Source organism: Methylorubrum sp. B1-46, assembly GCF_021117295.1.
Classification (GTDB): Bacteria; Pseudomonadota; Alphaproteobacteria; order Rhizobiales; family Beijerinckiaceae; genus Methylobacterium.
The window spans coordinates 4385227-4400611 of sequence record NZ_CP088247.1 but is presented as its reverse complement, the minus strand read 5'-3'; the positions used below and the strand labels follow the sequence as shown (position 1 = coordinate 4400611).

The 15385-nt window shown below is 69.1% G+C and carries 12 protein-coding genes; 7 read left to right on the top strand and 5 right to left on the bottom strand.

What is annotated here, in order from left to right; all coding sequences use genetic code 11:
- Positions 1-70: 70 nt before the first annotated feature.
- Both rplL and rplJ read right to left on the bottom strand, forming a co-directional pair.
- Positions 71-451 (bottom strand): 50S ribosomal protein L7/L12, encoded by a 381-nt coding sequence (gene rplL, locus LPC10_RS20550; RefSeq protein WP_231344103.1) that lies wholly within the window; start codon positions 449-451, stop codon positions 71-73.
- A 57-nt stretch (positions 452-508) separates the two neighbouring features.
- Positions 509-1027 (bottom strand): 50S ribosomal protein L10, encoded by a 519-nt coding sequence (rplJ, locus tag LPC10_RS20545; RefSeq protein ID WP_231344102.1) that lies wholly within the window; start codon positions 1025-1027, stop codon positions 509-511.
- Positions 1028-1699: 672 nt separating this feature from the next.
- On the opposite strand from rplJ, the gene LPC10_RS20540 reads away from it, so the two are divergent.
- Positions 1700-1849, top strand: coding sequence for a hypothetical protein (locus tag LPC10_RS20540; protein ID WP_162940617.1), 150 nt, complete (start codon positions 1700-1702; stop codon positions 1847-1849).
- A 48-nt stretch (positions 1850-1897) separates the two neighbouring features.
- Here LPC10_RS20540 and LPC10_RS20535 read toward each other — a convergent pair whose 3' ends face one another.
- A complete protein-coding gene (locus LPC10_RS20535; RefSeq protein WP_231344101.1) occupies positions 1898-3442 on the bottom strand; it encodes a porin in 1545 nt (514 codons plus the stop codon).
- Between the two features lie 644 nt (positions 3443-4086).
- Here LPC10_RS20535 and LPC10_RS20530 point away from each other — a divergent pair.
- Complete coding sequence (locus LPC10_RS20530; RefSeq protein WP_231344100.1) at positions 4087-5730, top strand: B12-binding domain-containing radical SAM protein; 1644 nt, start codon at positions 4087-4089, stop codon at positions 5728-5730.
- A 66-nt stretch (positions 5731-5796) separates the two neighbouring features.
- On the opposite strand, the gene LPC10_RS20525 is transcribed toward LPC10_RS20530, so the two are convergent.
- Entirely contained in the window at positions 5797-8259 is a 2463-nt protein-coding gene (locus LPC10_RS20525; RefSeq protein WP_231344099.1) for an EAL domain-containing protein, read from the bottom strand.
- Positions 8260-8898: 639 nt separating this feature from the next.
- On the opposite strand from LPC10_RS20525, the gene LPC10_RS20520 reads away from it, so the two are divergent.
- Positions 8899-9747, top strand: coding sequence for a prephenate dehydrogenase/arogenate dehydrogenase family protein (locus tag LPC10_RS20520; RefSeq protein ID WP_231344098.1), 849 nt, complete (start codon positions 8899-8901; stop codon positions 9745-9747).
- A gap of 69 nt (positions 9748-9816) precedes the next feature.
- On the opposite strand, the gene LPC10_RS20515 is transcribed toward LPC10_RS20520, so the two are convergent.
- The gene (locus LPC10_RS20515; RefSeq protein ID WP_231344097.1) at positions 9817-11142 is read right to left on the bottom strand and encodes an OmpP1/FadL family transporter; all 1326 of its coding nucleotides are present in this window, start codon (positions 11140-11142) and stop codon (positions 9817-9819) included.
- Positions 11143-11409: 267 nt separating this feature from the next.
- On the opposite strand from LPC10_RS20515, the gene LPC10_RS20510 reads away from it, so the two are divergent.
- Genes LPC10_RS20510 through bioB form a run of 4 tightly spaced genes read left to right on the top strand, consistent with a single transcriptional unit; the run spans position 11410 to position 15355 of the window.
- Positions 11410-12294: a fumarylacetoacetate hydrolase family protein gene (locus tag LPC10_RS20510; RefSeq protein WP_231344096.1), complete on the top strand. Its 885-nt coding sequence runs from the start codon at positions 11410-11412 to the stop codon at positions 12292-12294.
- A gap of 13 nt (positions 12295-12307) precedes the next feature.
- The gene (locus LPC10_RS20505) at positions 12308-13072 is read left to right on the top strand and encodes an alpha/beta fold hydrolase (protein WP_231344095.1); all 765 of its coding nucleotides are present in this window, start codon (positions 12308-12310) and stop codon (positions 13070-13072) included.
- Between the two features lie 9 nt (positions 13073-13081).
- Positions 13082-14296, top strand: a complete 1215-nt coding sequence (locus LPC10_RS20500) for a transcriptional regulator (protein ID WP_231344094.1) — start codon at positions 13082-13084, stop codon at positions 14294-14296.
- A 42-nt stretch (positions 14297-14338) separates the two neighbouring features.
- Positions 14339-15355 (top strand): biotin synthase BioB, encoded by a 1017-nt coding sequence (bioB, locus tag LPC10_RS20495; RefSeq protein ID WP_231344093.1) that lies wholly within the window; start codon positions 14339-14341, stop codon positions 15353-15355.
- The last annotated feature ends 30 nt before the right edge of the window (positions 15356-15385 follow it).

The following is a 15385-nucleotide window of genomic DNA, read 5'->3' as shown; positions in this document are numbered from 1 at the left end:
GCGTGAAGGCCGGCACACCCCTTAAGCGGAGTGCGCCGGATGCGATGGGCCGGATCGGCCCATCGACGGATTACTTGAGCTCGACCTTGGCGCCGGCCTTCTCGAGCTGGGCCTTGAGCTTCTCGGCCTCGTCCTTGGCCACCGACTCCTTGACCGGCTTCGGGGCGCCCTCGACGAGGTCCTTGGCTTCCTTGAGGCCGAGGCCGGTGATCGCGCGGACCTCCTTGATGACCTCGATCTTCTTGTCGCCGGCCGAGGCCAGGACAACGGTGAACTCGGTCTGCTCCTCGGCAGCCGAGGCAGCGGCGCCACCGCCGGCGGCCGGGCCGGCAACGGCGACGGCAGCAGCGGCCGAGACGCCCCACTTCTCTTCGAGGAGCTTGGCGAGCTCGGCGGCCTCGAGAACGGTCAGCGAGGAGAGGTCGTCGACGATCTTGGCGAGATCAGCCATGTGAATGTCCTTTGCGTATATCGGTTTGAACGGATGGTTTCGCTAGGGGCGAACGGCTCAGGCCGCTTCGTCCTTCTTGGCATAGGCCCCGAACACGCGGGCGAGCTTGGCCGCCGGCGCGTTGACGACCTGGGCAACCTTGGTCGCGGGAGCCTGGATGAGGCCCACGAGCTTGGCGCGCAGTTCGTCGAGGGACGGGAGCGTGGCGAGTGCCTTCACGCCGTCCGGGTTCAGGGCAGTCGTTCCCATGGCGCCGCCAAGAATCACGAGCTTGTCGTTCGTCTTGGCGAATTCCACCGCAACCTTGGCGGCCGCGACCGGATCGCTCGAATAGGCGAGCAGGGTCGGGCCCTTCAGGAGGGGCTTGATGGAGGCGACGTCCGTGCCATCGAGAGCGATGCTGGCGAGCCGGTTCTTGGCGACCTTCACGGTGGCACCGGCCTGCTTCATCTGCGAGCGCAGCTTCTGCATGTCGGCGACCGTGAGGCCCTTGTAGTGGGCCACGACGACGACGGCGTTCGTGGTGAACACGCCGTTGAGCGTCGAGACGAGATCAGCTTTAGCTGTCCGGTCCACTGTGCTCTCTCCGGTTGGCGGAACCTGAGGCAGGTCCGCCGGTTGCACTTGCCGCCCGGAACGGAACTCGGCTGAGAAGCCGGAACCGTCGCCCGGGCGACGTCTCACGGCCCTGTCCCCTTGAAGCGCCGTGAGGCCCCCGCGGGTGAGATTGGTTCAAACCGATACCTCCCCCCGGTGCCTGCCGGCCCCGAAGCGAGGTGTGAAAAATTCGGTCTTCCCCGTCTGTGCAGGCTGTCGCCGATTAAGCCGGTCGCCCGGCGCCTGCAGTCTCGGACAGGACATAGCCGGAAATGGCGCTCGGAGCGGCTGCCCCAAGTCCTTTCCGGCCATCACCACCCGGTCGCCCGGGCGGCATCTCGAATGGAAACCGACCGATCGGCCGATCCCTTCCAATGGGTGAATTCGTGGAGCGCGGTCTATAGCGGCGTGCAAGCTCCCTGCCAAGTCCCGCGACGCGACTTTTCCGTCGCAGGCAAGGGGGAAGCAAGGGGAAAGGCACCGGCGGAGGGGCGGAAGACGGGAAGGTCCGCTTTGGCCCGGCCTTAACCCGGCATTGACTCTGCGCCCGCCCTTCCCGCCGGGGGGCACGTCTCATGTGTGCCAGCGCATCCCGAACCGCGCCGCAGCGGCCTTACACCGCAGCGCACAAAAGCGGGGATGGTTCGGGCGATGGCCTCGAAGGTGTTGTTGGCTCTGGTGGTGCTCGTCTTCGTCCTGGACGGTCACCTGCCTGGGATGCGCGAGCTGCGCAACCCGGATGCCGAGGGCGGCAAGGGCACGGGCCGCGCCTCGCTTCTGTCGAAGCGGTCCGAGGCCTGAACCCCGGACCGGCCGCCTCCGCCCTCCTCCGCGCGAGGTCGCTCGGAGTCAGTAGTTAATCTGAAGTTGCCCGCGGAACAGGTCGCCCTCGGCCCGTCCGAAGCGGCCGATATTGGCCTCGCGGCGCTTCATGCTGGCATAGGCCAGGGTGAGCTCGACCGACTTGATCGGCTGGAACTCGACGCCGAGTTCGAGTTCGTCGGTATCGAGGCGCGGCGCATTCGTCGCCACCTTCCAGCCGCCGTCATAGGTCTGCCAGCGGATGTAGGGCATGAACGGCCCCACGGGCGAGTGATCGACCCTCATCATCGCCTGGACGTAACCGCCCTGGAGCGGCTTGGTCAGGATGGTGCGGGCGACCGGATCGTATTCGGGACCGCGGCCCCAGTTCCACTCGGCCTGGAGGCCGAAGGGCTGCGGGTACAGGATCGCGTGCAAGCCGACGCGCTCGTCGTCGTAGGTGTTGCCCAGGGCCGTCGAGGCGCCGAAAGTGGCCTCGGGCCGGAAGCGGTTGCGGTAGGCCGAGCCGCCGACTTCCAGCACCTGCCCGCGGAAGGCCTCGCCGAGGCCGTCGAGTTCGAACGGCCAAGTCACCATCATCGCCGTCATCAGATCGTTGTTGACCTCGATCCGGTTGATGGTCTGGCCGTTATAGATGCCGACGCCGAAGGCACCGTAATTGCCGAACAGCTTCTGGCCGCCCTTGGCCAGACGGTCCCAGATGCGCTGCACGTGCCAGGGCGTGTAGTAGAAGGAGATGCCGATATCGCGCTCGCCGGGCACGGCGCTGTTGATCGCGTCGGAGCGGTCGAGCGTCAGGCGGTTCTGCGACGATTGCAGGTTCTCCCAGCCGTAGGGCACCTTCTGCTGGCCGAAGCGCAGGCGGGTGCGGCGCTCGTCGTCGAGGAACACGTCGGCAAAGGCGTCGCGCAGTTGGGTGTAGTGCTGGCGCCCCTCGCTGCCGGCCTGGTTCGAGACGTTCACCGCGAAGTCGGGCTGCAGGTAGATGAACACCCGCTCGTGGATGTCGCCCTGCAGGACCAGGCGCACCCGGCGGAAGGTGAAGTTGTTGCGGTCGGTGATGCCGCTGTCGTGGACGGAGCGCAGCCGCGCGCGGCCGGCCGGGGCGGTGTCGTCGCCGGACAGGAACTCGTTGCCGCGCAACTGCGTGTAGCCGCGCAGGGACAGGCGCTCGAACCAGGTCTTGGGCCGCGCCACGCGCCCGGGATCGTCCGCGAGCAATTGCGGCGCGGGCGGCACCAGCGCGTCGTACCACGTGTCCGGCTCGTCGAGGGCGAAGCGGTGCGGCACCGGGCCGGACGCGGCCGGCTGCGCCACCGCGGATTCGATCGGACGGCCGGCGGCCGGGACGGTGCCGGCATCGGTGGTGCGGACACCGGCGGGCCGCACGGCGACCGGGGCCGCACGCCGCCCCCCCCTTCCCTCAGCCTGCGCCTGCGCCTGCGCCTTGATCATCGCCTTGAGCTCATTGATCTGGCGCTGCAACTCCGCGACCGTCTGAGCCTGGGCCCGAACGGAGGGGAGCACCAGGGCGCCCGAGAGGAGCAGTGCAGTCAGAAGACGTTGTTTCATCGCTCGAATTCCCCTCGCGCCCCAGGCCGGCGATGACGCGTGCCGTGTTGTGCCGGGACGTTCGCAGCCACGGGCTGCGGATCAGCGGGAGCAGGATGACTTCGGGTGCCGCCGGAACGACGTTCGACCGGATACCGGCCGGCGAACTTGTTCGGTGGCTCAGTCGTTTAGCGACCCGATGAGCCTTGCTTCCGCGATGCGGCGATAGCATCGCCGCAAAGTCATTGGAAGCAAATCAAGGTATTTACTGAGGACTAAACCAGCTCATTATTGCATTAACGCGTTACCGCATAACTTAATCCGCACGATCTTGAAGTTTATTTCGTCATAAAAGTGACGCCTGAAGATGCTTTATTGATCGCTTTGATCAAGGCTCATTCTTGTTGTTCGGGGACACGGTCGGCCTGTCGGACCCGGAAAATCCTGTCCCCCACACGGCCGCGACCCGGTCCGGGGCCTCCGGACGGCGCTGAGTCCCATGCACCTGCCGCATGCCGCCACCGCCAATTCGCGCTCGGTCGCCCGGTGTGTCCGCACGGCCGCACCGACCGGGCGGAGCCGCCGGATTTGCCGAAGCACGATGTCACGTCAAAGAGAGGAGCAGGGGGGACGCCAAAGCGCGGCGCTGTGCTAGATTGGGAGCCATGCGATGCCCCCTCCCCATCTCGTCCCGCCGGCGCATCCTGTGCGTCTTCCCCGCCTACACGCCGTCCTTCGGCACGTTCTCCCATGCCTACCCACTGATGGGCGGGGTGAAGGCATTCATGCCGCCCCAGGGGCTCCTGGTGATCGCGGCCTACATGCCCGAGACCTGGGAGTGCCGGTTCATCGATGAGAACATCCGGCCGGCCTCGCCCCAGGATTTCGCCTGGGCCGACGCGGTGTTCGTGTCGGGCATGCACATCCAGGAAGGCCAGATCCACGACATCGGCCGGCGGGCGCACGAGGCCGGCAAGGTCGCGGTGCTCGGCGGCCCCTCGGTCTCGGGCGCGCCGGAGAAATACCCGGATTTCGACTATCTCCATGTCGGCGAGATTGGCGACGCCACCGACCGGCTGATCGAGATCCTCGACCGCGACCTGTCGCGGCCGGCGGCTCAGGTCGTGCTCGACACCAAGGACCGGCTGGCGCTGGCCGACTTTCCGGCGCCGGCCTACGAGGCGGTGCCGCTCAAGCGCTACCTGATCGGCTCGCTGCAATTCTCGTCGGGCTGCCCCTATCGCTGCGAGTTCTGCGACATCCCGCAGCTTTATGGCCGCCAGCCTCGGCTGAAGAGCCCGGAGCAGATGTGCGCCGAGCTCGACGCGATCATCAGCCAGCCGGGCCACCCGGCGGTGGTGTACTTCGTCGATGACAACTTCATCGCCAACCGCAAGGCGACCCGCGAGATGCTGCCGCATCTCGTCGCGTGGCAGAAGAAGAACGACTACCCGCTCCAGTTTGCCTGCGAGGCGACGCTGAACATGGCCAAGCAGCCCGAGATCCTCGAGCTGATGCGGCAGGCCAACTTCATGACGGTGTTCGTCGGCATCGAGACCCCGGAGGCCGACGCGCTCAAGGGCATCGACAAGACCCACAACGCCGCCGTGCCGATGTACGAGGCGATCGAGACGCTCAATTCCTACGGGCTCGAGGTGACCTCGGGCATCATCCTCGGGCTCGATTCCGATACCGACACCTCCGAGCAGAACCTGATCGACTTCATCGACCGCTCCGCCATCCCGGTGCTGACGATCAACCTGCTCCAGGCGTTGCCGAAGACGCCGCTCTGGGACCGGCTGGAGCGCGAGGGCCGGCTGCTGCACGATGCCAGCCTCGAATCGAACGTGCTGTTCAAGCGTCCCCACGACACGGTGGTGAATTCCTGGCGCCGGGCCATCGCCCACGCCTACGCCCCCGAGCACCTGTTCGAGCGCTTCAAGCATCAGTGCGACGTGACCTACGGCAACCGCATCGTCACGCCGACGAAGGGCAAGCTGACGAAGACCAACCTGCGCCGCGGCCTGATCCTCGGCTTCAACATCATCACCCGTGTCGGCCTCTTCTCCGACTACCGCCGGCCGTTCTGGCGGGCGGCGGGCCACGCGCTGAAGCGCGGGCAGATCGAGGCGGTGTTCAACATGGGCTTCGTCGCCCACCACCTGATCCGCTTCACCCGCGAGGCGCTGCGGGGCGAGCACAACGCCTCGTTCTACGCCGCCAAGGCGGCCGAGGCCGAGGCGCAGCGCCAGCGCAGCTGGTGGGAGAATGCCCGCCGCCGCATCGCACCGGAGCGCGAGGCGGCCTGACCCGGCCGGGATTCGCAGAGGACCGGACGCCGGAGACGGGCGGACGGACCTCCGCCCGTCGCGCCCTCAGGCGTAGGCCTTGGCCGGCGGCTCGGCGAACAGGGAGCGCAGCCGCGCCCGCTCCAGATCCGGGGAGCCCGAGATCGGCGCCATCATCGGTCCGGTCATCGGCGTCGGCCGGGCGAACAGGTAGCCCTGCATCTGATCGCAGCCGAGTTCGCGCAGCACGGCGAGCTGCTCCTGCGTCTCCACCCCCTCGACCGTGACCTGAAGGCCGAGATTGTGCCCGAGATGGGTGATCGCGCGCACGATCGTCAGGGAGTCCGCGTGCTGCCCGAGACGGCGCACGAAGGACTGGTCGACCTTGATCTTGTCGAACTTGAACCGCTGCAGGTAGCTCAGGGACGAGTAGCCCGTTCCGAAATCGTCGAGCGCGAGGCGCACGCCGAGGGTGCGCAAGGCGGTCAGCACCTCCACCGCCATCGCCGCGTCCTGGATGAACACCCCCTCGGTGATCTCCAGCACCAGCCGTCCCGGCGGGAGTCCGTGGCGGCCGAGCACCGCCGCCACGCCGGCCGCGAAGCCCGGCTGGCGGAACTGCTTGGGCGAGACGTTGACCGAGACCCGCCAGGGATGCGCCCATGCGACCGCCGTGGCGCAGGCGGTATCGAGCACCCAGGCGCCGATCCGCCCGATCTGGTCGGTCTGCTCGGCGAGCGGGATGAACTCGACCGGGGGCACGCAGCCGCGCTCCGGATGGTGCCAGCGGATCAGCGCCTCGAAGGTCTCGATCTCGCCGGTGCGGCCATTGACGATCGGCTGGTAGTAGAGTTGCAGTTCGCCACGCGGGATCGCGCCGCTGAGCTCGTGCTCGATCCGGCGGCGCGCCTGGAGCTGCTCGTCCATCGCCGCCTCGAAGAAGCGCACCGTGCCGCGCCCCTCGTCCTTGACCCGGTACAGGGCGGTGTCGGCGGCGCGCTTCAGGCTGTCGGCCGTGCTGCCGTCGCTGGGATAGAGGGCGATGCCCGCCGAGGCGCCGATCTCGACGCGCAGGGCTTCGCTCCGGTTCTCGCCCTCGATCTGGAACGGGCGGCCGAGCGCCGCGACCAGCCGCTCCGCCGTCTCGGCGACCTGCGCGAGGGTGCGGGTATGGGCCAGGACGACCACGAATTCGTCGCCGCCGATCCGGGCGAGCGTGTCGGTCGGGCGCAGCTCGGCCAGCATCCGCTTGGCCGCCTGCACCAGCAGGGCGTCGCCCGCGGCGTGGCCGTGGAAGTCGTTGACGGGCTTGAAGCGGTCGAGGTCGAGATAGACCAGCGCCACACTCGTCCCGTTCTCGGCCGCATTCTCCAGGGCCAGCCCGAGACGCTCCTCGAGAAGGGTGCGGTTGGGCAGGTCGGTCAGGGCGTCGTGCAGGGCAAGGTGGCGGATGCGCGCCTCGTCGCGGCGGCGCTGGCTGAGATCGCGCAGGGCCACCGCGGTCGCCGGCCGGCCGAGATACTCGATCGGGCGGCAGGAGAGCTCCACCGGCACCAGGGTGCCGCTCGCCGTGCGGATCTCGAATTCCTCCGGCCGCAGATCCTCCGGGCGGCAGCGGCTGCGCCGCATCACCGCCGGCGCGTCGGCCTCGCTGAACAGGTCCAGCACCGGGCGGCCGACGATCTCCCCCGCCGTGGTCTCGAACAGGCGCAGGCCCGCCTGGTTGATCTCCACCACCCGGCCGCCGCGGTGGATCAGCAGCACCTCGTGGGCGAGGTTGCCGAGCAGGCGCATGCGGCTCAGTTCGTCCATGCGGCGGCGCATGAGATGGCGCTGCATCAGCAGGGCCGCGAGGCCGGCGGCGAGGACGATGAGGCTCACGAGCCCCACCACGAGGCCGAGCTGCGTCGAGCCCAGCGCGGAACCGCCGTCCTCCTGCGGGGCGACGGGTGCGACGGTGAGCGCCGTCATGCCGGTGAAGTGCAGGCCGCAGATCGCCAGCGCCAGCCAGACCGTCACCTCGATCCGGCGGCCGGGGCCGGTGAGGTCGCCGGCCCGGGCGAGGGCGATCATCGCCAGGGTGGCGCAGAGGCCGAGCGAGCCGAAGACATAGGCCCCCTCGAACACGAGCAGGTTGCTCGCCGCCATCGCGCCCACACCCGCGTAGTGCATCCCCGCAATGGCCGCCGCCAGCGCCAGGCCGGCCGCGGCCAGCCCGAGCGGGTCGTGACGTGTGCGAGCCCAGATCAGGAGGGCGACGAAGGCTCCGGCCACCGCGATCGCGATCGAGACCGCCGTGGGCAGGAGATCGTAGGCCGCCTGCTCGCCGGGCAGGAAGGCGAGCATCGCGACGAAGTGGAGCGACCAGACGCTGCAGCCGAACACCGCCGCCGCCGCGGTCAGCCAGGGGAAGAGGAGCCTGCGCTCGGCCTGCACGGCCTCGGCCATCAGGATCACGGTCGAGAAGCAGCCGAGCATGCAGATGCCCGCCGAGATCGCGACAAGGCCGAGATCGTGCTGTTGCACGACGCAGGCGACGATTTTGAGCATGATGAATGGAGAGCCCGACGACCTACAGCGGGCTTAGGCTTCGTCTCTTAAGGCGCCGTTGCTGCGCTTCTTCTTAGTCTTCTCATTCACGTGATCGTTAATATCTCAAACAAACCTAAGTTATGTTTTGCAGCTGTTCTGATCTTTTGTATTCTTGAACACAATTTCTGCGCTACGATATGCCCGGAAAGTCAATTTCGGGGCGATTTCTGAAATCGCCAAGCCCTGAGCGCAGTTCGACGAAGTGGTTAGCGGTTCATTTCAAGGATGCGCGTCAAAATGCCGGCCAAGGGACGCCAGCCTGATGCCATCAGGCCGGGTACGCCTCAGCGTGCTTCACAAAACTCCCGGTCCCCGACCGTTGTCACTCTGGCCATGACGGCGCGGCGGGAGTTTCATAAGAGACACTCAGCGCGAACACCCGGCAGGTCGCCCGCCGGACCTTGACGGTGCGGCCATCCCTGTCTATCGGCGCATCATCATGACGGGCATCCTCCTCTCCGGGTCGTATCGCGCGCCGCTCCCCTAAGCGGCCCTGGACTCGTCATGTCTTCAGCCGCTGCGTCGTCGGCGGCTTGAGGATCGTGGAAAAGCATCCCGCAACGGACCGCCGGCCTCGCTCTATCCCGAGGTCACACCGTGTCTGCCCTGCATCCTCTGCTTCCTCCCCTCGCCCACCGCCAGTCGGTGGGTCTCGTCGGCTTCGGCGCCTTCGGCCGCCTGATCGCCCGCCACCTCGCGCCGCACGCCGCGCTGAGGATCCACGACCCGTACCTGCCAGCCGGGACGCTCGCGGCGCATCTCGCCGCAGATGCGGGACCGGAGGCGATCGCGGCCGACCTTCCGAGCGTGGCGGCCTGCCCCGTGGTGATCCTCGCCACGCCGGTGGCGAGCCTCGCCGAGGCGGCACGCGCGCTGGCCCCGCATCTGCGGCCGGGCACGCTGGTGGTCGATGTCGGCTCGGTGAAGATGGGACCCGCCGCGATCCTGCAGGAGGAATTGCCGGCCGATGTCGAGATCCTCGCGACCCATCCGCTGTTCGGGCCGCAAAGCGCGAGAGTTGGCGCAAGGGACGGCGCAGGAGACGGCATCCGGGGCCTGAAGGTCGCCGTCTGCCCGATCCGCGGACGGTGCGGCTTGCGGGCGGCCGCCTTCCTGCGGCGCGTGCTCGGCCTCGACGTCATCGTGACGACGCCGGAGGCGCATGACCGGGCGATGGCCTCGGTTCAGGGGCTGACCCACCTCATCGCCAAGGTGCTGGTGGCGATGGAGCCGCTGCCGACGCGGATGACCACGCGCAGCTTCGACCTGCTGATGCAGGCGGTCGGCATGGTGCGGCACGACGCACCGGACGTGTTCCACGCCATCGAGCGCGCCAATCCGTACGCGGCGCCGGTGCGGCAGCGCTTCTTCGCCCTGGCCGGCCAGCTCGACGCCGAACTGGCCAGGCAGGCGGTTCACGCGGAACCGGCGCGGCTCGCCTCTTGAGAATCGATACGCCCCGCGCAGGAGCCCGTTGCAGGTCCGGCGCGGGGCGTGTCGCGGCCGATCAGGCGATCAGTACTTGCGCACCAGCGGCGTCGGGGCGACGGCGGCGGGCGTGTCCCACTGATAGCGGAAGCCGACCGACACGACGTCGGCGCTGACGTCGGTGGACGCCGCGAGCGGGATGTTGCCGATGTTGTAGTCGCGGCCCGGACCCGCCAGGAGAAGCCCGCGGTCGAAGAAGGCGTGCGCGTAGCTGGCCGTCAGCAGCACCTTCTCGCTCCAGCGATAGCTGCCGCCGATCGAGACGACGTAACGGTCGCTGTCGGGCAGGCGCGCCGAGCGGTTCGTGAAGTCGATCGGCACGTTGTCGTAGCCGAAGCCGGCCCGCAGGGTCAGGTTCGGCGACCAGTCGTACTCGGCGCCGATCGAGTAGAAGAACGAGTCCTTGAAGTTGAGCGGCAGGTGATTCACCGTCACGCCGAGCGCCTTCGAGACGATGCCGACATCGCCGAGCCTCGACCAGTTGTCCCACTCGAAGCCGAGCTGGATCCGGGTGACCGGGTTGATCGCCTGGGTCAGGCCGACGCTGACCTTCTCGGGCGTGTTGAGGTTCGCCCGCACCTGCCCCAGGGCGATGGCCTGACGCGGGTCGGGGAAGCCGATCGAGCCCTCGATGTCGTGATGGACCGAGGAGCGGTAGCCGACGCCGATCGACGTCCCGGCGGCGGGGGTGACCAGGACACCGGCGGTGAAGCCCACGCCCCAGGACTCGCCCTTGATGAAGCCCGACGGATAGAAACCCGGGAAGACGCCGGGGACCGGCACGGCCGCGCGCAGGGTCAGGCGGAAATATTCGATGTTCGGCCCCGCGGCGACGGAGAGCCAGTCGTTGACCTTGAAGCCGACCACCGGGTTGAAGGCCAGCGAGAAGATCCGCGAGGAGCGGGCATAGGCCGAGCCGGCCCAATCCTGGCGCGGCTTGGTGACGAGGCCGTAGGGCGCCCCGGTCTGGATGCCGACCCAGAGCCGGTCGGTGAGCTGGTAGGAGGTCGCGCCCGAGGGCACTACGGCGCCCTGCCCGACCTCGCCGGAGGAGCCGAAGGGCAGCAGGCCCGGCGCGGTGCCCACCGTCGGCGTGATCTCACCCGACAGATTGATGAAGCTGAGGCTCTGCTCGCTGGCAAAGCCCGGCCGCATGGTCACCGTCGCCGGGTTCCAGAAGATCGACGAGACGCCCGCCCCGCCCGAGGCCGCGCCCGCGAACACGACGCCCAAGCCTTGTGCGCTCTGCTCGCGCAAGCCGAAGGCACCGGCCTGCCCCGCTGTCGTGCCCGCCATTGAGGCGGCCGCGACAGCTCCCGCGAGCCCGAGCGCGCGGATCGTCCCCCCCGTCATTCTTATTCTCCGAAGCGTCTTTTTGCAGACCCAAGTCCCATCCGTGATGGAAGAGGATCGCGCGCATCCGGTCCAGAGGAAGAAATCCGAAAATTGAATTATCGATCAAATGAGGAGTTTATGTCACGGAACCGAGGCGCCCCTGCGCCTGTATGAACCGCACGACCGACAGGCGCGGCCTTGAGGGCGCCGCTTGCACCCAGGATCGGTCGCGGCCATGGTCTCGCCGCCGATGGGCGAGCCTCGATCAGGACGGAGTCGCCGACGATGAAGTTGATCCGACACGGAGCGAGCGGTGAGGAGAGGCCCGGCCTCGTGGACGCGAAGGGGGGCTTGCGCGACCTGTCGGGAACCCTGCGCGACATCGCCGGACCGGGCCTCTCGCGGGAATCGCTCGACCGGCTCGCGCGGATCGATCCGACGAGTCTGCCGCTGCTGCCGCCCGGCACCCGCCTCGGCCCCTGCGTCGGCGGCACCCGCAACTTCGTGGCGATCGGCCTGAACTACGCCGACCACGCCGCCGAGACGGGCGCGGCGATCCCCTCCGAGCCCATCGTCTTCAACAAGGCGCCCTCCTGCATCGTCGGCCCCAACGACACGGTGATCCTGCCCAAGGCCTCGGCCAAGACCGACTGGGAGGTGGAGCTCGCCGTGGTGATCGGTGCCCGCGCCTCTTACGTCCACGCCAACGAGGCCCTGCGCTACGTGGCGGGCGTGTGCATCTGCAACGACCTGTCCGAGCGCGAATTCCAGATGGAGCGCGGCGGCACCTGGACCAAGGGCAAGGGCTGCCCGACCTTCGGCCCGCTCGGCCCCTGGCTCGTCACCCTCGACGAGATCCCGGACCTGAAGAACCTCTCGATGAGCCTCGACCTCAACGGGAAGCGGATGCAGACGGGCTCGACGGCGACGATGATCTTCGATGTCGCCCAGCTCGTGGCCTACGTCTCGCACTTCATGATGCTGGAGCCCGGCGACGTCATCACCACCGGCACCCCGCCCGGCGTCGGCCTCGGCATGAAGCCGCCGCGCTATCTCCGGAGCGACGACGAGATGGTGCTGCGCATCGACGGCCTCGGCGAGCAGCGCCAGCGGGTGGTCGCCTTCGACGACTGGACCGCCAAGGTCGCCGCCGGCGAGCCGACGAACTGACAGCCGGACGAAGATGACCGCATCCCCGCAGGACCGGCCCGGCCCGGTCGTCTTCCTCGGCGGCGGCCCCGGCCTCGACGTCGCCTACGCCGCGGATCCGCTGCGGCGCGCGGGTTTTGCGCGGGACTGGGCCTTCTTCGAGCAGCCCGGATGCGGCGGCGGGTCGGAACCCGTCACCGCGGACAGCGTGCTCGACGCCGCTGCCCGCTTCGTGACCGAGCGCGCGGGGGAGGGGCCGGTGACCCTCGTCGCCCATTCCTGGGGGGCGTGGCTTGCGCTCGCCCTGCTCGATCGCCTGCCACCGGACAGGTTCGCCCGTGCCGTGCTGCTCCACCCGGCCCCGCCGACCCGCGCCGGGCTCGACGCGGGCGTGGCCGCCCTATTCGCCCGGCTCTCGCCCGAAGCGATGGGCCGGGCGGCGCCGCTGATGGCACGCACCGATCCGGAGGCCGGCAGCTCCGTGATGGCGATCCTTTTGCCGGCCTATTGCGGCCGGGAGAGCGATCTGCCGGCGCTCGACCTCGCTCTGGTCCCGCCGGTCTATCACGGCGTCTCGATGAGCCTCGGCGACTACGACCAGCGCGGGATCGTGGCAGCGCAGGCGGACCGCCTCACCCTCGTCTTCGGCGAGGCCGACGTGTTTTCGCACGATCTCTACGCGGCTCACGGCGGCGACCTGACGGGCTTCGATGTCGCCACCTTGCCCGGCGGCCATTTCGGCTTCCTCGAGGATGTGAGCGGCCTCGAAGCCATCCTGCGCCGGCGGGGCGTGATCTAGCCTCACGCCATGGCGCTCTCCTCCCTGCCGCTGCCGGACCGGCCCTCGGTCGCCGTGCTGCCCTTCGCCGATCCCGAGGGCGATTTCGATACCCAGGCGCTCGCCGACGGCCTGTCGGAGCATGTCACGGACGCGCTGGCCTGCACGCCCGGCCTGTTCGTGAGCGCGCGCAACTCCGCCTTCACCTTCAAGGGCCGCGCCGTTCCCCCGGATGAGGCGGCCGGTCGGCTCGGCGTTGCGCATATCCTCACGGGAACCCTGTCGCGGGCGGGCACGCGCCTGCGGGGCGAGGCCCGGCTGCACCGCATGGCGACCGAGCGGCCGGTCTGGACCCAGGAACTCGACGCGGACGAGGGGGCCCTCCACGCCCTGCGCAGCCGCATCGTCGCCGGCGCGGTGGCGGCGATGGCGCCCGGCCTCGCCCATGACGCCGGGCCGGAGCGGGCAGGGCCGCCGCTCGATGTCGGCGTCTACGCGCCGTTCCTGTCCGCCTACTCGAACCACGCCATGCCGAGCGCCGAGAGCGTGCGCCTGCGCATCGCCTCGATCGAGGCGGTGCGCCGCCTCGTGCCGGAGCATCCCCTGCCCTACGCGCTGCTGGCGCAGTGCTACACCAACCTCGTGGTGCAGGGCTGGAGCGCGGATGCGGCGGCCGATTGTGCGGAGGGCGCGCGGCTCGCCCGCCTCGCCCTGGAGCGGGACGCCGGCGACCCGGCGGTGCTGATGATGGCGGGCCACACCCTGGCCTTCCTGGCGCAGGACTACGACACGGCGCTCGGCCTGCTCGACCGCTCGCTGGCCCTCAACCCGAACAGCGCCGCCGCCTACGAGCGCAGCGGCTGGGTGCGCTGCTACGTCGGCGAGCCGGATTGGGCCGCCGCCCATTTCCGGGCGGCCAAGCGGCAGAGCCCGCTCGACCCCACCACCTTCCGCTTCGATTCCGGCCTCGGACTCGCCCTGTGCATGGCCGGCGCGCACGAGGAGGCGCTGCTCTGGCTCGACCGCGCGATGGCGGAGGACCCGACCTGGACCAGCACCCACCGCGTCCGCGCCGCAAGCCTCGCCTGGCTCGGCCGGCAGGCGGAGGCCCACGCTGCCGCCGTCCGCTTCATGGAACTGGAGCCGAGCTACCGGATCGCCCGCGCCATGCGCCTCTACCGACCGTCGGCCGGGAAGGAGCGGTTCGTCGAGGGGATGCGGCGGGCCGGCGTCCCGTTCGATTAGCCAGGCTTGATTTTTTCCCCGCCTTCCCTCTCAAAGAAGCGCATGAGCGATACCGTGGTCTCCCTCGCCTCCTCCTCGGCACCCGACGCCGCGATCCGGCACGATTGGACGCTCGCCGAGATCCAGGCGATCCACGACATGCCGCTGCTCGATCTCGTCCATCGGGCGGGCGTCGTGCATCGGGCGCATAACGATCCTGCCGACATCCAGCGGGCGGCGCTCCTGTCGATCAAGACCGGCGGCTGCCCTGAGGATTGCGCCTATTGCCCGCAATCGGCGCATCACAAGGGCGCGAACCTCCCCCGCGAACGGCTGATGCCGGTCGAGGCCGTGCTGAAGGAGGCCGCTGCCGCCAAGGCCAACGGCGCGCACCGCTTCTGCATGGGTGCGGCGTGGCGCAAACCCAAGGACGGGCCGGACTTCGACGCGGTGCTGGAGATGGTGCGCGGCGTGCGCGGGCTCGGCATGGAGGCCTGCGTCACCCTCGGCATGCTGACCCAATCCCAGGCGCAGCGCCTCGCGGAAGCGGGCCTCACCTCCTACAACCACAACCTCGACACGGGCCCGGACTTCTACGGCGACATCATTTCGACCCGCACCTACGATGACCGGCTCCAGACCCTGGAACATGTGCGGCAGGCCGGCATCGGCGTCTGCTGCGGCGGCATCGTCGGCATGGGCGAGCGGGTGCGCGACCGGGCCGAGATGCTCTTGGTGCTCGCCAACCACGCCCCTCACCCGGAGAGCGTGCCGATCAACGCGCTGGTCGCCGTCGAGGGCACGCCGCTGGAAGACCGCCCGCCGATCGATCCGCTCGACCTCGTGCGGATGTGCGCCACCGCCCGCATCGTCATGCCCAAGGCCCGCGTGCGCCTCAGCGCCGGGCGCAAGAGCCTGACGCGCGAGGCGCAGATCCTCTGCTTCCTGGCCGGGGCCAACTCGATCTTCTACGGCGAGCGCCTGCTCACCACCGCCAACAACGAGGCCGATGCCGACGCCGAGCTGCTGCGCGACATCGGCGTGCCGGTGCCCGAGGTGACGCTGGCCGCCGCGGAGTAGGCTGGAGGGGCCGCAAGCCCCTCTACCTTG

What these genes read in the sequence shown, in the direction of transcription:
- rplL (WP_231344103.1), bottom strand. Translation starts at nt 451, where the DNA reads ATGGCTGATCTCGCCAAGATCGTCGACGACCTCTCCTCGCTGACCGTT.
- LPC10_RS20540 (WP_162940617.1), top strand. Translation starts at nt 1,700, where the DNA reads ATGGCCTCGAAGGTGTTGTTGGCTCTGGTGGTGCTCGTCTTCGTCCTG.
- LPC10_RS20535 (WP_231344101.1), bottom strand. Translation starts at nt 3,442, where the DNA reads ATGAAACAACGTCTTCTGACTGCACTGCTCCTCTCGGGCGCCCTGGTG.
- LPC10_RS20530 (WP_231344100.1), top strand. Translation starts at nt 4,087, where the DNA reads ATGCGATGCCCCCTCCCCATCTCGTCCCGCCGGCGCATCCTGTGCGTC.
- LPC10_RS20525 (WP_231344099.1), bottom strand. Translation starts at nt 8,259, where the DNA reads ATGCTCAAAATCGTCGCCTGCGTCGTGCAACAGCACGATCTCGGCCTT.
- LPC10_RS20515 (WP_231344097.1), bottom strand. Translation starts at nt 11,142, where the DNA reads ATGACGGGGGGGACGATCCGCGCGCTCGGGCTCGCGGGAGCTGTCGCG.
- LPC10_RS20510 (WP_231344096.1), top strand. Translation starts at nt 11,410, where the DNA reads ATGAAGTTGATCCGACACGGAGCGAGCGGTGAGGAGAGGCCCGGCCTC.
- LPC10_RS20505 (WP_231344095.1), top strand. Translation starts at nt 12,308, where the DNA reads ATGACCGCATCCCCGCAGGACCGGCCCGGCCCGGTCGTCTTCCTCGGC.
- LPC10_RS20500 (WP_231344094.1), top strand. Translation starts at nt 13,082, where the DNA reads ATGGCGCTCTCCTCCCTGCCGCTGCCGGACCGGCCCTCGGTCGCCGTG.
- bioB (WP_231344093.1), top strand. Translation starts at nt 14,339, where the DNA reads ATGAGCGATACCGTGGTCTCCCTCGCCTCCTCCTCGGCACCCGACGCC.